A 15,093-nucleotide genomic window follows, 5' to 3' on the forward strand; every position below is an offset into this window, starting at 1 on the left:
CCACAAAAAATATCAGCCATCCTCGCACCAGGTGTAAAGGATGGCTGACAGTATGTCCTGCTAGTTTGCCATTTATGGATAAAATAAAAAATGGCAACCACTGGAAAAATCAGATTTATGCCGGTCTCATCACCCAATTTTATCCGGGGTCGCCCTGCTTAAGCACACCGCGGCGGATCTGATCCTCCTCGATAGACTCAAAGAGCGCCTGAAAGTTACCCTCGCCGAAGCCCTCGTTGCCCTTGCGCTGGATGATCTCGAAGAAGATGGGCCCGATCACGGTATCGGTGAAGATCTGCAACAGCAGCCCCTGGCCCTGGATCGGTGCGCCGTCCATCAGGATACGATTTTTACGCAGACGGGCCAGATCCTCCCCATGGCCGGGCAGGCGGGCATCCAGCTTGTCGTAATAGGTATCCGGCGTGCTCATGAAATTCATGCCGCCGGCCCGCAGGGTTTCCACCGTACAATAAATATCGTCGGTACCCAGGGCGATATGCTGGATGCCTTCCCCCTTGTATTGCTGCAGGAACTCGGCTATTTGGCTCTTTTCATCGGCGGACTCGTTGATCGGGATGCGGATCTTGCCGCAGGGGCTGGTCATGGCCCGGGATCTCAGGCCGGTGAGCTTGCCTTCGATATCGAAGTAGCGGATTTCCCGGAAGTTGAAATGCCGTTCATAGAAGCCTGCCCAGAGATCCATATGGCCCATCGCCACATTGTGGGTCAGGTGATCGATATAGGTCAGCCCCACCCCTGACGGGTGCTGATCCACCCCCAGGATGGGGCGGAAATCCACATCATAGATGCTCTGCTCGCCGTAGCGGTCGACCAGGTAGATAAGCGAACCGCCGATACCCTCGATGGCCGGGATCTGCAGTTCCATGGGGCCGGCGCCGGAGGCCACCACCTTGGCCCCCCCGGCCGCCAGCCGCTTGATGGCGCCGGCCGCATCCCTGACCCGGAACGCCATGGCGTTGGCACAGGGGCCGTGCACCCTGGCAAACTGCTCAGCCTGACTGTTGGGCTCGGCATTAAGGATAAAGTTGATGTCGCCCTGACGATACAGGGTCACCTGCTTGCTCCGGTGTTTGGCGATGGCCACAAAACCCAGGCGTTCAAACAGTTGTGCCAGCTGTTCCGGCTGGTTGGAGGCGTACTCCACGAACTCAAAGCCGTCGGTACCCATGGGATTCTCCCATATAGACGCTTTTGCCGGAGTATGGGGATCAGTCATCATCATTATTCTCCTTCATAGCCAAAATCATCTATCTGCGTGTCGCAGCACAACGCCTGGACGGATAATTTATTTGCAACTTGCTATACATAAGTTTAGTTTTTTGCACGTATGTTGCGCACAGGTGTGATTTATCGTGAAAAACTCGCAGGAAGTAGAACTGGATCGCCAGGACGCCCGGTTGCTGCAGGCACTGCAGGAAAATGGCCGGCTCAGCAACGTGGAACTGTCCGAGCTGGTGCATCTGTCGCCGTCCCAGTGCCAGCGACGGCGGCAAAAATTGGAAGAGCTGGGGGTAGTGCAGAAGTATGTCGCCCACCTGGACCCGGAAAAGATCGGCCTGCATGTGACCGCGCTGATCAACATCACCCTGGACCGGCACGGCGAGCGTATCGCCGAAGAGTTTCGCCACACCATAGTGCACTATCCCCAGGTACTGGAGTGCTGGAGCGTGACCGGCGATGCGGACTATGTGCTGAAGGTGGTGGCCACCGATTTGAAAAGCCTGTCAGATTTCATGATGTACCAGCTGTTGAACCTGAAAATGGTGTCCAACATCCGCTCCAATATCCTGCTGGACCAGCTGAAATGCACTACCGTGCTGCCGGTAGGGGTCTGACCCAGCCCGGCAGTACAATCGCTTCCCGATGGCTTAGTCCACCAGTTCCCGCAGGGTGCCCTCAAAGGCGGTGGCGGCGATACGGGTGCGCTTGCTGCTGTTGTTGTGTACCCGCTGCAAGGCATCGCCGATGCGTTTGGAGACATCCTCGAAAATGCTCTCATCGGTGATGTCGCCGTCCGTCTGCATCAGGAAGGCAAAGGCGCGGGCCATGCCGCAGTTGGCGATAAAATCGGGGATCACGCTCAGCCGTTCATCCGCATCCTGATATACGGGACCGTAGAAGATCTCCTGATCCTGGAAAGGCACATTGGCGCCGCATGAAATCAGCTCGACCCCCCCTTCGATCAGGGTATTCAGATGTGCCTGGCTGACCAGCCGGGAGGCGGCGCACGGCAGGAAGATATCGGCCTGCAGCCGCCACAGGGCGTCCTGCGCCTGCTCGAAGCCGATCACCTCGGGTCCGACCAGCTTGTTGCCCTGCTTGTTCAGATACAGGCTCTTGAGCTGCTCGAAGCTTAATCCCTGCTGGCAGATCACCCCGCCGGTGGCGTCGATGATGCCGACCACCCTGGCGCCTTCCCGGGCCAGGTAATAGGCGGCCGTCGCCCCCACATTGCCAAAGCCCTGCACTATCACCCGCTTGCCGGCCAGTTCGCCCCCATAGATACCGTAATAATGGCGTACCGACTCGGCCAGCCCCCAGCCGGTGATCAGATCGGCCACCTTGTACTTGCGCTGGGGCTCGGGGGTATAGCGGCCGTCTTCCACTATCTTGGCCACCCCCAGGCGCAGCTGCCCCAGCTTCTGGATCTGCCCGCTTACCCCCGGATGATAATGGCCGTTGACCACCCCTTCCTGGGGATGCCAGAGGCCATAGCGCTCGGTTAGGGGCACCACATCCTGCACTTCACAGACATTGAGATCGCCACCGGTGCCGTAATAGGCCTTGAGCAGGGGCGCCACCGCCTTGAACCAACGGTCCAGCACCCCGTCCCGGCGAGGATCCTGGGGATCGAAGTCGATCCCCGACTTGGCGCCGCCGATGGCCGGGCCGGACACCGCAAACTTCACTTCCATGGTCTTCGCCAAGGATTCCACTTCATGGCGATCCAGGCCCTTGCGCATGCGGGTGCCGCCACCGGCGGCGCCGCCGCGCAACGAGTTGATCACCACCCAGCCCTTGGCTTCGGTTTCGCTGTCGTGCCACTCGAAGACGATTTCCGGCTTTTTCTGTTCAAACTGATTCAGCAAGGTTTTCATGACGACCTCAAAAATGGGTATAAGGAAAGGCGGGGCCGCCGCCGGGCGGCCCGAAGAGTCATTAACAACAGGGAGAGAGGTTCCGATGCCAGTCAGCTGTAAACGGGATGAATGGCATTGAGGATCAGCTCAGGTTGAAATAGAACACGATCAGTACCGCGATGGGCGAGAGATAGCGCACCACCGGGAACCAGACGGCGTGCCAGCGGCCCAGCTCGGCAGCCGAGTGTACCGGCTTCATCTTCCAGCCGACGAACAGGGCGGTCAGCAGGGCGCCGAGCGGCATCATGATGTTCGCGGTCAGGTAGTCATAGATATCGAACAGCGTCTTGCCCTCGAACTGCGCCCACATATCCAGCGGGGTCAGGTCCGACCATAGGTTGAGCGACAGCACCGTGGTGATGCCCACCAGCCAGGCGGCTATGCCGCCGCCCACAGCGGCCTTGACCCGGCTCACGCCTTTTTCGTTCAGGTAGCTGACCAGCGACTCCAGCATGGAAATCGACGAGGTCCAGGCTGCGAACAGCAGCAGCACGAAGAACAGGGTGGCGAAGAAGCTGCCGCCCGGCATCTGCCCGAAGGCTACCGGCAAGGTGACGAAGATCAGCCCCGGCCCCGCACCCGGCTCCAGGCCATGGGCGAACACGATGGGGAAGATCGCCAGCCCCGCCAGCAACGCCACCCCCGTGTCCATCACCGCCACCGTCACCGAGGTACGGGCGATGGAGATATCTTTCTTCAGATAGGCGCCGTAGGCCATCATGGCACCACTGGCCAGGCTCAGGGTGAAAAAGGCATGGCCGAGCGCGACCAGGATGGACTCGGCGGTCAGGCTGGAGAAGTCGGGTTTGAACAGGAAGCCGACCGCCGCGCCGAAATGGCCGGTGGTCATGGCATAGCCCACCAGGATCAGCAACAGCACGAACAGCGCTGGCATCAACCAGGTGACCGCCCGTTCCAGGCCGTGCCGTACGCCGCCGGCGGAGACCAGCACCGTCAGCCCCATAAACACCGTGTGCCACAGCAACAGCTGGCCCGGCGAGGCCAGCAGGCCGCCGAACAGGGCCCCGGAATCCTCGGCGGCAATGCCCTCGAAGCCGCCGCCGAACGCCTCGGCGATATAGGGCATGGTCCAGCCGGCGATCACGCTGTAAAAGGACAGGATGATAAATGCCGCCAGGGTCGCCATGATGCCGATACCCGCCCAGCCACGGCTGCGGCCCTCACCATCGGCCGCCGCCGCCATGGCGCCGATCGGGCTCTTGCCGCCCCGCCGCCCCAGCATCACCTCGGACATCATGATCGGCAGGCCGATCACGGCGATACAGGCCAGGTACACCAGCACGAAGGCGCCGCCGCCGTTCTCGCCTGTGATATAGGGAAACTTCCAGATATTGCCGAGTCCCACCGCCGACCCCACTGCCGCCATGATAAAGGCGAACCGGCCGGACCATAATGCGGGGCTTGCCCCGGCTTGTGTTTTACCCTGAACATTCGTTGCTACCACAGACACAGCTTATCCTCCTTTTCGCTGTACCGGGGCAGGCGCCGCCCCGGATTGACATTCCGGAAGCGGTCGTTCTCCTGCCCCACTGATTAGCCACTGTTTTCAAACATGAAAAAGTGGCTGTGGTCAAAACAAGAGCTTATTCGGCCTTGAGCACGCCGCGGAGGATCTGATCCTCCTCGATAGACTCGAAAAGCGCCTGGAAGTTACCCTCGCCGAAACCCTCGTTGCCCTTGCGCTGGATGATCTCGAAGAAGATGGGGCCGATCACGGTATCGGTGAAGATCTGCAGCAGCAGTCCCTGGCCCTGGGTCGGCGCGCCGTCCATCAGGATATGGTTCCGCCGCAGGCGGGCGACATCCTCGCCGTGACCGGGCAGGCGGGCGTCGAGCTTGTCGTAATAGGTGTCGGGAGTGGCCATAAAGCTCATGTCGCCGGCCCGCAGGGTTTCCACCGTCCGATAGATATCCTGGGTGCCCAGGGCGATATGCTGGATGCCCTCACCCTTGTATTGCTGCAGGAACTCTTCGATCTGGCTCTTTTCATCGGCAGATTCGTTGATCGGGATGCGGATCTTGCCGCAGGGGCTGGTCATGGCCCGGGATCTCAGGCCGGTGAGCTTGCCTTCTATATCGAAGTAGCGGATTTCCCGGAAGTTGAAATGTTTTTCATAGAAGCCGGACCAGACATCCATGTTGCCCATGGCCACATTGTGGGTCAGGTGATCGATATAGGTCAGGCCCACGCCCCGGGGATGCTGATCCACACCGGGGATGGGACGGAAATCCACGTCATAGATGCTCTGCTCGCCGTAGCGGTCGACCAGGTAGATAAGCGAACCGCCGATGCCCTCGATGGCCGGAATATGCAGCTCCATGGGGCCGGCGCCGGAGGCCACCACCTTGGCCCCGTTGGCCGCCAGCCGCTTGATGGCGCCCGCCGCGTCCTTGACCCGAAACGCCATAGCGTTGGCGCAGGGACCATGGGCACCGGCAAACCGGTGGGCCTGGCTGTTCGGCTCGGCATTGAGGATGAAGTTGACGTCGCCTTGGCGATACAGGGTGACATCCTTGCTCCTGTGTTTGGCGATGGCCACAAAGCCCATGCGTTCAAACAGTATCGCCAGCTGCTCCGGCTGGTTAGAGGCGTACTCCACGAACTCGAATCCGTCCGTGCCCAAGGGGTTATCCCATATAGCCGTTTTTGTCTGAACCAGGGTATCTGTCATCATCATTATTCTCCGTAATAGCCAAAGGCATCCATCTGCATGCCAAATTACAAGACGGAAACAGCATAAAGCATGGAGAACATAATTTGTTTGCAATATGTTACTAATAAGTTGATGGTTTTGCGCGAATGTTGCGTATCTAGGGGCCGTATCGCGAGAAACACGCGGAAAGCGGCGCAAGTGCCTCAACCTGCCCGTTTATCGGCTGTATCGGGGAAATACCCGGCGGCCATACCGGCCCACTCGGGTACCAGGGGAAACAGTCGGCTCCTTCATCCGGGCCCGGGCGGGCCATTGCAGCGATAGAAAGGAAGGAAAGCGGTGTCGTCTCTCCGCCATTATCGGCAAAGAGACGACAGATATTTAAATGTTCAAGATGGATGCTACCCAAAAATGCCGATGATAAAACGGCGTTCAGGCACCCTTATTCAACTGATAGACAAGGGATAATGACAGGCCACCTGCTGGGTGGCACTGATACCCTGCGTCGCCGGTGTGGCCTGTTTGCACTGGTCGGTGGCAAAGGCGCATCGGGGGTGAAAGGCACAACCGGAGGGCGGCGAGATCGGGTTGGGCACCTCGCCAGTCACCGGCGTCCGCTCCTTGTGGATCACATCCATGCTGGGGATGGCGTCCATCAGCATGCGGGTGTAGGGGTGCCGGGGCCGGTTGAACACCTCCTCCACCGTGCCCACTTCCACCAGCCGGCCCAGGTACATGATGCCCACCCGATCGGAGAAGTGGGACACCACCGACATATCATGGCTGATAAACAGATAGGTCAGCCCCAACTCATCCTGCAGATCCTTCATCAGGTTGAGCACCTGCGCCTGCACCGAGACATCCAGCGCCGAGGTCGGTTCATCGCAGATCAGGAACTCGGGCTCGCCGGCCAGCGCCCGGGCGATGGAGATACGCTGACGCTGGCCGCCCGAAAACTCATGGGGAAACTTGTCCATATCCGACGCCGCCAGACCCACCTGCTCCAGCAGCTGGCCCACCCGCCGCCGACCTTCTTCCCGGCTTTTTATCATGCCGAACAGCACCAGCGGCTCGGCAATGATGCGCTCCACCTTCCAACGCGGATTCAGGCTGGCGAAGGGATCCTGGAAGATCATCTGGCAGCGGCGGCGGATATACTGCCGCTGCTCACGGCTGGCCTCGGCCAGCACGGTGCCCTGATAGCTGATATCGCCGTCGGTCGGCTGGTACAAGCCCGACAGCAGGCGGGCCACCGTCGACTTGCCGCAACCGGACTCGCCCACCAGGCTGAAGGTCTCCCCCTTGCGGATGCTGAAGTCGATGCCGCGCACCGCGTGCACATAGGTTTTTTCCGCCCGGTTCAGCAGCCGGTGTACAAGGGGTTTGGAGATATCGAACTTGATATGCAGGTCGCGAACCTCCAGCAGGCCTCTTTCCTCGACAATCTCACTCATCACACCAGCTCCTCTTCCATCACTTTCAGACAGGCAACCCGGGAGTCACCCACCGCTTTCAGTGCCGGCTCATGCTGCCGGCATTCGGCACTGCTGTTGGGGCAGCGCGGATTGAAGGCGCAGCCAGTGGGAATGGCATTGAGCCGGGGCATGGACCCGGGGATCTGCGACAGCCGCGGCTCACGCACGCCAATACGCGGGATCGAGCCCATCAGCCCGACCGTATAGGGGTGACTGGGCGACTTGAGCACCGCCTCGACCGGACCTATCTCCACCAGCCGGCCCGCATACATCACCGCCACCCGGTCACAGATCTCGGCGATAACCCCCATGTCATGAGTCACCAGCATCACCGAGGCCTGATGCTGCTTGCACAGCCGGCGCAGCAGCTGCAGTACCTGGGCCTGCACCGACACGTCCAGCGCCGTGGTCGGCTCATCGGCAATAATGACCCTGGGCTCGACACAGAGCGCCAGGGCAATCACGATACGCTGGCGCATGCCCCCGGAAAACTGGTGGGGATACTGATCGATGCGCTGTTCGGCCGCCGGTATGCCCACTTCCTTCATCAGGTTCAGCGCCTTCTGCCTGGCCTGCTCATAAGACAGGGGCAGGTGGGTCTGAATGGTTTCGATCAATTGCTTGCCCACCGTCAGCACCGGGTTCAGGCTGGTCAGGGGATCCTGGAAGATGGCGCCGATTTCCTTGCCGCGCAGCAGACGCCGCCGATCTTCGTCCAGGTTGTCGATGCGCTCGCCATGGAGGCGGATCTCGCCGCCGGCGATGTGTCCCGGCGCCTCCAGCAGTCCGGTAATCGCCGAGCCGGTCAGCGACTTGCCGGCCCCCGACTCGCCCACCACCCCGAGGATCTCGCCCTGCCGCATCTCGAACGACACATGCTGTATCGCCTTCAAGTTGCCCTTGCGATGGGTGAACTCGATGCACAGATCATCGACTTCCAGGATCACCTCACCGCGCTTATTGCTCGCATTTTCCATTGTCTTGCTCCTTAACGCAGCTTGGGATTGAGGGCGTCACGCAACCAGTCACCCACCAGGTTGACCGACAGGGCCAGCACCACCAGCACCAGGGACGGGAACAGCACCACCCACCACTGACCGGAGAACAGGTATTTGTTGCCTTCGTTGATCAGGGTGCCGAGCGAGGGCTGATGCGGTGGCATGCCGACCCCGAGGAACGACAGGGTCGCCTCGGTCAGCACCGCCAGCGCCAGGTGCAGGGTGGCCAGCACCAGGACCGGACTGAGCACGTTGGGCAAAATATGCTGAAACATGATGCGTATGTTGTTACTGCCCATCACCTTGGCGGCCTGCACATACTCCTTGTTGCCTTCCAGCAGGGTGCAACCGCGTACGGTACGGGCATACTGCATCCAGCCGGTCAGGGTGATGGAAATAACGATGATGTACACCGCCATCTGATCATGCATTTCCTGGGGCAGCAGGCCCCGCGCCGCGCCGCTCACCAGCAGGGCGAACATGATGGTGGGAAAGCTGAGCATGGCGTCGGCCAGGCGCATGATCAGGGCGTCGATAATGCCCCCGAAGTAGCCGCTGACCACGCCCAGGGTCACCCCCAGGGCCATGGCACAGAGCACACTGATAAAGCCGACGATCAGCGACACCTGTAAACCGTGGAGGATCAGTGAATAGACGTCTCTCCCTTGAATGTCGGTACCCAACCAGAAGCGGGCCTCACCGCCTTCCACCCAGGAAGGGGGCAGCTCGGAGTCCATCAGGTCGAAGGCCGCCATATCGAAGGGATCGTAGTGGGCCAGCAGGGACGCGCCTATGCCGGCGAACAGCAGCAGTGCCAGCACCCCGGTGGCGAACACCGTCAGCCGGGAAGTCCTGAAGTTATAGGCGATGTCGCTGTCCCAGGCCGCCAGCAGTCGTTGCCATATCTTTTGCAGCCCCCCAGGCCGGGAACTGTTGCGGCCGGTCAGGGCCGCCTTGGTGGTGTTGATTTCCATAGGTTTCCTCGTCCTTGTGCTTAGCGGTCAGCGGTTTTCAGGCGCGGATCGATCACCCGATAGAGAATATCGACCAGGGTATTGATGCAGATAAATATCAGGGAGATAAACACCAGATAGGCGGAGATCACCGGTATATCCACATAGTTCACCGCCTGGATAAACAACAGCCCCATGCCCGGCCACTGGAACACCGTCTCGGTCACCACGGCAAAGGCGATCAGACCCCCAATCTGCAGGCCGATGATGGTGATCACCGGCAGCAGGGAATTGCGCAGGGCATGGGTGTAATTGATACTGCGCTGCCTGATGCCCCTGGCCTTGGCAAACTTGATGTAGTCGGTGCGCAGCACCTCTTTCATCTCGCTGCGCACCAGACGCATCACCATGGTGATCATGAACAGCGCCAGTGACAATGCCGGCAGGATAATCGACGCCCAGCCCGATTTGCTGAACAGGCCGCTGCTCCACCAGCCGAACTCCACTATGTCGCCCCGGCCATGGGAAGGCAGCCAGCCCAGCCAGACCGAGAACACGATGATCAGCACAATACCGGCGATAAAGCTGGGCAGGGACACGCCGATCAGGGAAATGGTCTGCACCAGGCTGGTCAGCCACTTGTTGCGCGACAGGGATACCCAGACCCCAGCCGGCAGGCCCACCGCCAGCGAAATGACCACCGCCACGAACACCAGTTCCAGGGTAGCGGGCAGTCGTTCGAGGATCAGGTTGAGCACCTCCATCTTGTTGTAGTAGGAGATCCCGAAATCCCCCTGGGCGATATTACCGACAAAGCGTCCGTACTGGGTAATCACGCTGTCGTTCAGGCCCAGCTCCTCTCGCAGTTGATCCCGTTCCAGCTGGGTTGCGCTCTCGGGCAACATGCCGTCGATAGGATCCCCGACAAACTGAAACATGGTGAACGCAATCAGCGCCACCGTCAGCATCAGCCCGCAGGCCTGAAGCAGCCGCTGTATGATAAAAGCCAACATCATCTCACTCCTTTGATTCGCAATTGCAAAGCCACTTTCACTGCCGGCCCCCGTGATTCGGGGGCCGGCGGAAACTTAGCTCTCCTCGATGCTCGCGTACCAGAGCCGTACCACGTTGTCGGGATTCTGGGTGATGGTCAGCTTGTCGGAGGTCGCCCAGGCCATGGGCTCGAAGTGCAGGGGCAGGAACGGCAGTTCCTGCTGTGCCATGGCCAGCACATCCGCCATCTGCTTGGTCCGGGTCGGCTGATCCTGCTCCGAGGAAGACTGCTCGATCAGCGTGTCGATGGTGTCATTCTGATAACGGGGAATATTGAAGGCGCCGTAGATGCCCCCATCCTTGGAATGGAGCAGCTGTTGGTTGATGCTGTAGGCATCATAAAGCGGCAGGTTGGCCCAGCCCAACACCCCTACGTCGGTGCGGCCGTTATCGCGGATCTGGGAATAGACGCTGCGGGTGTGCATGTTCAGGTTGGTCTCGACACCGACCTTGGACCAGTAGCGCTGCACCGCCTGACACCACTGTTCCGCATTCAGGTAATAGCCCTGCTCACAGTCGAACGCCAGCCTGAAACCATTCGGATAGCCGGCTTCGGTCAGCAGCGCCTTCGCCTGCTTGGGATCATAGCCATGCGCAATGGCCCGTTCTGCGTCATAGCCGGCAATGGCCGGCGCCACATAGGTGTTGGCTACCTCGGTCATGCCGCGCATGATCTTCTTGACGATGGCCTCCCGGTCGATGGCCATATGCAACGCCTGGCGCACACGCTGATCCTGCAAAGGGTTTTTGCCGTCCACATTACCCGCGTTGAGCTCGTCATTCATGTTCAGGGTAAGGAACATGACCCGCAGGGAAGGCCGGACCTTGACGTCTATACCCTTTTCCCGCTCCAGCCGGGGCAGATCCTGCAGGGGAATGTCGCTGACCAGATCGAACTCACCGGCCAGCATGCCCGCCAGGCGGGTAGATTCGGACGCAACCGGACTAAACACGATACGGTCGATGTTATGACTGCTCTGGTCGGCCTGCCACCAGTCCCCGTTCTTGACCAGCACCATTTCCGCATCACGACGCCGGCTTTCCAGTATGAAGGGGCCGGTGCCGTTGGTGTGGTTGGTCGCATAACCCTCGGTGCCCTTGCTCATGCTGGTGGGGGCGGTCGCCTTGTGTTCTTCCAGCCATTCCTTGTCCATCATCAGGATGCCGGTCAGCTCGTTCAGGGCGATGGGTGACTTGCCACTGAGGCGAATGTCGACCGTATAGTCATCCACCTTGACGGCGTCCCTGATGGAAGAAGCATTACCGCGAATACCCGAATCCGGATGGGTGACCCGGGCGATGGAAGCGACCACGTCATCGGCATTGAAGCCGTTGCCGTTATGGAAGGTCACCCCTTCGCGCAGGTAAAAACGGATGCTGGTATCGTCCAGCTGTTCCCAGTGGGTCGCCAAGGCCGGTGACATCTCCAGCTGCTCGTTCCATTGCACCAGGCCTTCATAGATATGGTTCTGGAACGCCAGCGCCGGAGTGGAGGCAAAGGCATAGGGGTCCAGGGTGGGAATATCTCCCTGCTGGGCCCAGCGTACCACATTCTCGGCCTGAGCCTGTTGGGCGGTCAGGCTGCAGCTGGCGGCCAGCAGGCAGGCGGTAATCGTCTTTAATTTCATCATCAATCATCCCTTTGAGTGAAAACATCACGGCCCATCAGTGCAGCCGTCAATCGAAAAGCAGGTGGTTAAACCTGCAGTCGCAATTACAGTTAACATTAATATTACAATTGAGATCAAATAATAAGATAAATTGCTAACGATTTAATTTATTTGTGATAACAATCCCAAAATAGCCCCTTTCCTCCCGGTAAGATTCAACCCACATGTTAGTGAGTTCATCGGCAAGGACAGTCGAGCATAGACAGTTCGGCGTTTATAGGACCAACAGGGAGCAAGTATGACAGCCACACTGATCAGACAGGTTCGTCTCAGCGGCGACCAGGAAAGCCGGGATATCCTGATTGAAGAGGGCAAGATAGCCCGTATCGAGCCGCATATTCCGCTACCGAGCGGCGCCACCCTGCGGGAAGGCCATCACCGGCTGGCGCTGCCGGGGTTTATCGATGGTCACGCCCATATCGACAAATCCCTGTGGGGCATGGACTGGTATGAAAATCAGGTGCCCAGAGAGCTGCCCGCCATCATCGAAAACGAGCGCAACTTCCGCCGCCACCATGACTTCGACTCCCAACAACAATCCGAGCGCATCGCCCGGCTGGCCATCGCCAAGGGCACCACCCATATCCGCACCCATATCGATGTGGATACGGAAATTGGTCTCAAGCATATGGAAGGCGTACTGGCCACCAAGGACAAGCTGGCCGAGCAGCTCTACATAGAGACGGTCTGTTTCCCCCAGAGCGGCATGCTAGGCCGCCCCGGCACACTGGCACTGATGGAAGAGGCGGTCAGGCTGGGCGCCGACTACGTCGGCGGCATCGACCCCTCCTCCTTCGAGCGCGACCCTGTGGCCCATCTCGATGCGGTGTTCGAGCTGGCCGCCAGATACGGCAAAGGCGTCGATCTGCACCTGCATGAGGCCGGAGAGCTGGGCGCCTTCTCGGTCGAGCTGATGATCGAACGGACCCTGGCCCTGGGCCTGCAGGGCAGAGTGACCATCAGCCACGCCTTCTGCCTGGGCGAGGTGGATCCCGCCTATCAGGATCGGCTGATCGAGGGGCTGGCCAGGGCGGATATCGCCATCGCCACCACAGCACCGGCCAACCGCAGCGTGCCCCCCTATGAAAAACTGCGCGCCGCCAGCATCAGGGTCACCGCCGGCAACGACGGCATCCGCGACACCTGGAGCCCGTACGGCAATGGGGACATGCTGCAGCGGGCCATGCTGATGGGGCTCAAGTACCGCTGGCGCCAGGACAAGGAACTGACCCAGGCGCTGCACGCCATCACCTATGGCGGTGCCGAGGTGATGGGGCTGACCGACTACGGCCTGGCGGTGGGCTGTCAGGCGGATCTGGTATTGCTGGATACAAGGGTCGCGGCCGAGGCCATCGTCGAGCCGCCTTTGGCCCGCACCGTGTTCAAGGCCGGCAGGCTGGTCGCCGACCGGGGCGAATGCCTGTTTTGAGCAGACTCATACGTTAGCCACCATGCCATTTAATGGCGCGCAAGAGCGGATAGGGAGTCCTCACGCCGACTCGCCGTAAACCCCTCCCTGGGGGCTCGACGGCGCCATCCATGGCGCCAACGGCCGGCTTAGAGGATCTCCCCATCCTCCCTCACCAGACACTGACGGAACCCAAATTAATGAAAACCACCAAGATCACCGCCAAGTACGTTATCGGTTTCAAGGACGGCGGCCACCATATTTATGAACAGGGCGAGCTGGTCTATCGCGGCGACAGCGTGCTCTTTGTCGGCCACGGCTATCAGGAACCGGTCGATGAAACCCTCAACATGGGCAACGCCCTGGTCGGCCCCGGCTTTATCGATCTGGACGCGGTCGCCGATCTGGACTCCACCGTGCTCGCCTTCGACCACCAGCCCGGCTGGAAAAAAGGTCGCCTGCCCGCCTGCGACTGGCAACGCCGCGAAACCTACAGCGACGCCGAGCTGGACTTCAACAAACGCTATGCCTTCAGCCAGCTGCTGCTGAACGGCATCACCACCATCGCGCCCATCACCTCCATACTGTACCGGGAGTGGGCCGAAACCGCCGACGAATTCCGCCGCGCCGCCGACATCGCCGCCGACCTGGGGGTGCGCGCCTACCTGGGCCCGGCCTATATGTCCGGTTACGGCGTGGTCAACCCGGATGCCAGCTTCGCCATGTGCTTCGACGAACAACGCGGGCTCAAGGGGCTGGAAGAGGCGATACGCTATGTCGAGCAGCTCCACCAGTACGGCGACACCATCAAGGGTATGCTGGCCCCGGACCGTATCGAAGGCTGTACCCCCGAGTTGCTGCGCCAGACCGCCAAGGCCATGCGCGCTCTGGATTGCCCTGTCCGGCTGCACAGCTGCCAGGGTGAGTTCGAACTGGAGATGGTACACCAACTGCACAACGGCATGTCGTCGGTGGAACTGATGGCAGAAAACGGTCTGCTCGATCACCGCCTGCTGCTGCCCCACCTGCAGCTGCTGGGCGGCAAGCATGCCACCCCGGAGAAAATCCAGCGGGAGCTGGAATTGCTAGGCCAGAGCGGTGCCAGTGCGGTGATCTGCCCACTGGTGGCCGGCCGCCATGGCAAATACTTCAACGGCGTCAGCCGCTTCCGGGAGGCGGGGATCAACATCAGTATGGGCACCGATACCTTCCCGCCGGACATGATCCAGAACATGCATGTGGGTGCCATGCTCAGCCGGGTGAGCAGCGGCGATATCACCGAGGCTTCGGCGGCGGACTATTACAACATGGCCACCCTGGGCGGGGCCCGGGCCCTGGGCCGGGAGGATATCGGCCGGCTCTGCCCGGGATCCAAGGCCGACATCATGGTGCTCGACTTCGACCGCATCCACACCGGCCAGGTATTCGATCCCATCACCACCCTGGTGATCAACGGCAACGGCCGGGATATCAAGGGGGTGATCGTCAACGGCGACAAGGTGGTGTGGGACGGCCAGCTGGTGAAACTCGGGCTGGATCTGCAGCAGCTGCATCACCAGGCCCAGCAACAGTTCGAGGGCTTTATCGCCAGCTACCCGGAGCGTTGCCACCAGCACCCGCCGCTGGCGGAGATCTTCCCGCCCTCGTTCCCGACCAGCCGGGGCTGAAAAAACATGCCCCGACAGGGGCATGTTTACAGA

12 protein-coding genes are annotated in these 15,093 nt (G+C 60.4%); 3 read left to right on the top strand and 9 right to left on the bottom strand.

The features are described 5' to 3' along the window. Positions 1 to 139: 139 nt before the first annotated feature. Positions 140 to 1,243, bottom strand: coding sequence for a 4-hydroxyphenylpyruvate dioxygenase (hppD, locus tag ABD806_RS09675; RefSeq protein ID WP_425583095.1), 1,104 nt, complete (start codon positions 1,241 to 1,243; stop codon positions 140 to 142). A gap of 130 nt (positions 1,244 to 1,373) precedes the next feature. On the opposite strand from hppD (ABD806_RS09675), the gene ABD806_RS09680 reads away from it, so the two are divergent. Continuing rightward, positions 1,374 to 1,856, top strand: a complete 483-nt coding sequence (locus ABD806_RS09680) for an Lrp/AsnC family transcriptional regulator (protein WP_344957331.1) — start codon at positions 1,374 to 1,376, stop codon at positions 1,854 to 1,856. Positions 1,857 to 1,889: 33 nt separating this feature from the next. Here the strand turns inward: ABD806_RS09680 and ABD806_RS09685 are convergent, their stop codons facing one another. The 8 genes from ABD806_RS09685 to ABD806_RS09720 form a co-directional block, all read right to left on the bottom strand. After that, positions 1,890 to 3,119, bottom strand: coding sequence for a Glu/Leu/Phe/Val dehydrogenase dimerization domain-containing protein (locus ABD806_RS09685; RefSeq protein ID WP_344957333.1), 1,230 nt, complete (start codon positions 3,117 to 3,119; stop codon positions 1,890 to 1,892). Positions 3,120 to 3,243: 124 nt separating this feature from the next. Then, positions 3,244 to 4,632 (bottom strand): sodium-dependent transporter, encoded by a 1,389-nt coding sequence (locus ABD806_RS09690; RefSeq protein WP_344957335.1) that lies wholly within the window; start codon positions 4,630 to 4,632, stop codon positions 3,244 to 3,246. A 133-nt stretch (positions 4,633 to 4,765) separates the two neighbouring features. After that, entirely contained in the window at positions 4,766 to 5,860 is a 1,095-nt protein-coding gene (gene hppD, locus ABD806_RS09695) for a 4-hydroxyphenylpyruvate dioxygenase (protein WP_425583096.1), read from the bottom strand. Positions 5,861 to 6,282: 422 nt separating this feature from the next. Then, complete coding sequence (locus ABD806_RS09700) at positions 6,283 to 7,290, bottom strand: ABC transporter ATP-binding protein (protein ID WP_344957337.1); 1,008 nt, start codon at positions 7,288 to 7,290, stop codon at positions 6,283 to 6,285. Continuing rightward, the gene (locus ABD806_RS09705; protein ID WP_344957340.1) at positions 7,290 to 8,288 is read right to left on the bottom strand and encodes an ABC transporter ATP-binding protein; all 999 of its coding nucleotides are present in this window, start codon (positions 8,286 to 8,288) and stop codon (positions 7,290 to 7,292) included. The genes ABD806_RS09700 and ABD806_RS09705 overlap by 1 nt, the downstream gene beginning before the upstream one ends. Positions 8,289 to 8,299: 11 nt before the next feature. Beyond that, positions 8,300 to 9,283 (bottom strand): ABC transporter permease, encoded by a 984-nt coding sequence (locus tag ABD806_RS09710; protein WP_344957342.1) that lies wholly within the window; start codon positions 9,281 to 9,283, stop codon positions 8,300 to 8,302. A 20-nt stretch (positions 9,284 to 9,303) separates the two neighbouring features. Beyond that, complete coding sequence (locus ABD806_RS09715; RefSeq protein ID WP_344957344.1) at positions 9,304 to 10,278, bottom strand: ABC transporter permease; 975 nt, start codon at positions 10,276 to 10,278, stop codon at positions 9,304 to 9,306. Positions 10,279 to 10,350: 72 nt separating this feature from the next. After that, positions 10,351 to 11,946, bottom strand: coding sequence for an ABC transporter substrate-binding protein (locus ABD806_RS09720; protein WP_344957346.1), 1,596 nt, complete (start codon positions 11,944 to 11,946; stop codon positions 10,351 to 10,353). A 277-nt stretch (positions 11,947 to 12,223) separates the two neighbouring features. Between ABD806_RS09720 and ABD806_RS09725 the strand changes: the two genes are divergently transcribed. Further along, on the top strand, positions 12,224 to 13,414 hold the full coding sequence (locus ABD806_RS09725) for an amidohydrolase family protein (RefSeq protein WP_344957349.1): 1,191 nt from the start codon (positions 12,224 to 12,226) through the stop codon (positions 13,412 to 13,414). Positions 13,415 to 13,593: 179 nt separating this feature from the next. Then, the gene (locus ABD806_RS09730) at positions 13,594 to 15,060 is read left to right on the top strand and encodes a chlorohydrolase family protein (protein WP_344957351.1); all 1,467 of its coding nucleotides are present in this window, start codon (positions 13,594 to 13,596) and stop codon (positions 15,058 to 15,060) included. The last annotated feature ends 33 nt before the right edge of the window (positions 15,061 to 15,093 follow it).

This window comes from Zobellella aerophila, assembly GCF_039539325.1.
Classification (GTDB): domain Bacteria; phylum Pseudomonadota; class Gammaproteobacteria; order Enterobacterales; family Aeromonadaceae; genus Oceanimonas; species Oceanimonas aerophila.

Coding starts and splice junctions, on each gene's coding strand:
- ABD806_RS09685 (WP_344957333.1), bottom strand. CDS start 3,119: ATGAAAACCTTGCTGAATCAGTTTGAACAGAAAAAGCCGGAAATCGTC.
- ABD806_RS09700 (WP_344957337.1), bottom strand. CDS start 7,290: ATGAGTGAGATTGTCGAGGAAAGAGGCCTGCTGGAGGTTCGCGACCTG.
- ABD806_RS09720 (WP_344957346.1), bottom strand. CDS start 11,946: ATGATGAAATTAAAGACGATTACCGCCTGCCTGCTGGCCGCCAGCTGC.
- ABD806_RS09730 (WP_344957351.1), top strand. CDS start 13,594: ATGAAAACCACCAAGATCACCGCCAAGTACGTTATCGGTTTCAAGGAC.
- ABD806_RS09725 (WP_344957349.1), top strand. CDS start 12,224: ATGACAGCCACACTGATCAGACAGGTTCGTCTCAGCGGCGACCAGGAA.
- hppD (WP_425583096.1), bottom strand. CDS start 5,860: ATGATGATGACAGATACCCTGGTTCAGACAAAAACGGCTATATGGGAT.
- hppD (WP_425583095.1), bottom strand. CDS start 1,243: ATGATGATGACTGATCCCCATACTCCGGCAAAAGCGTCTATATGGGAG.
- ABD806_RS09715 (WP_344957344.1), bottom strand. CDS start 10,278: ATGATGTTGGCTTTTATCATACAGCGGCTGCTTCAGGCCTGCGGGCTG.
- ABD806_RS09705 (WP_344957340.1), bottom strand. CDS start 8,288: ATGGAAAATGCGAGCAATAAGCGCGGTGAGGTGATCCTGGAAGTCGAT.
- ABD806_RS09710 (WP_344957342.1), bottom strand. CDS start 9,283: ATGGAAATCAACACCACCAAGGCGGCCCTGACCGGCCGCAACAGTTCC.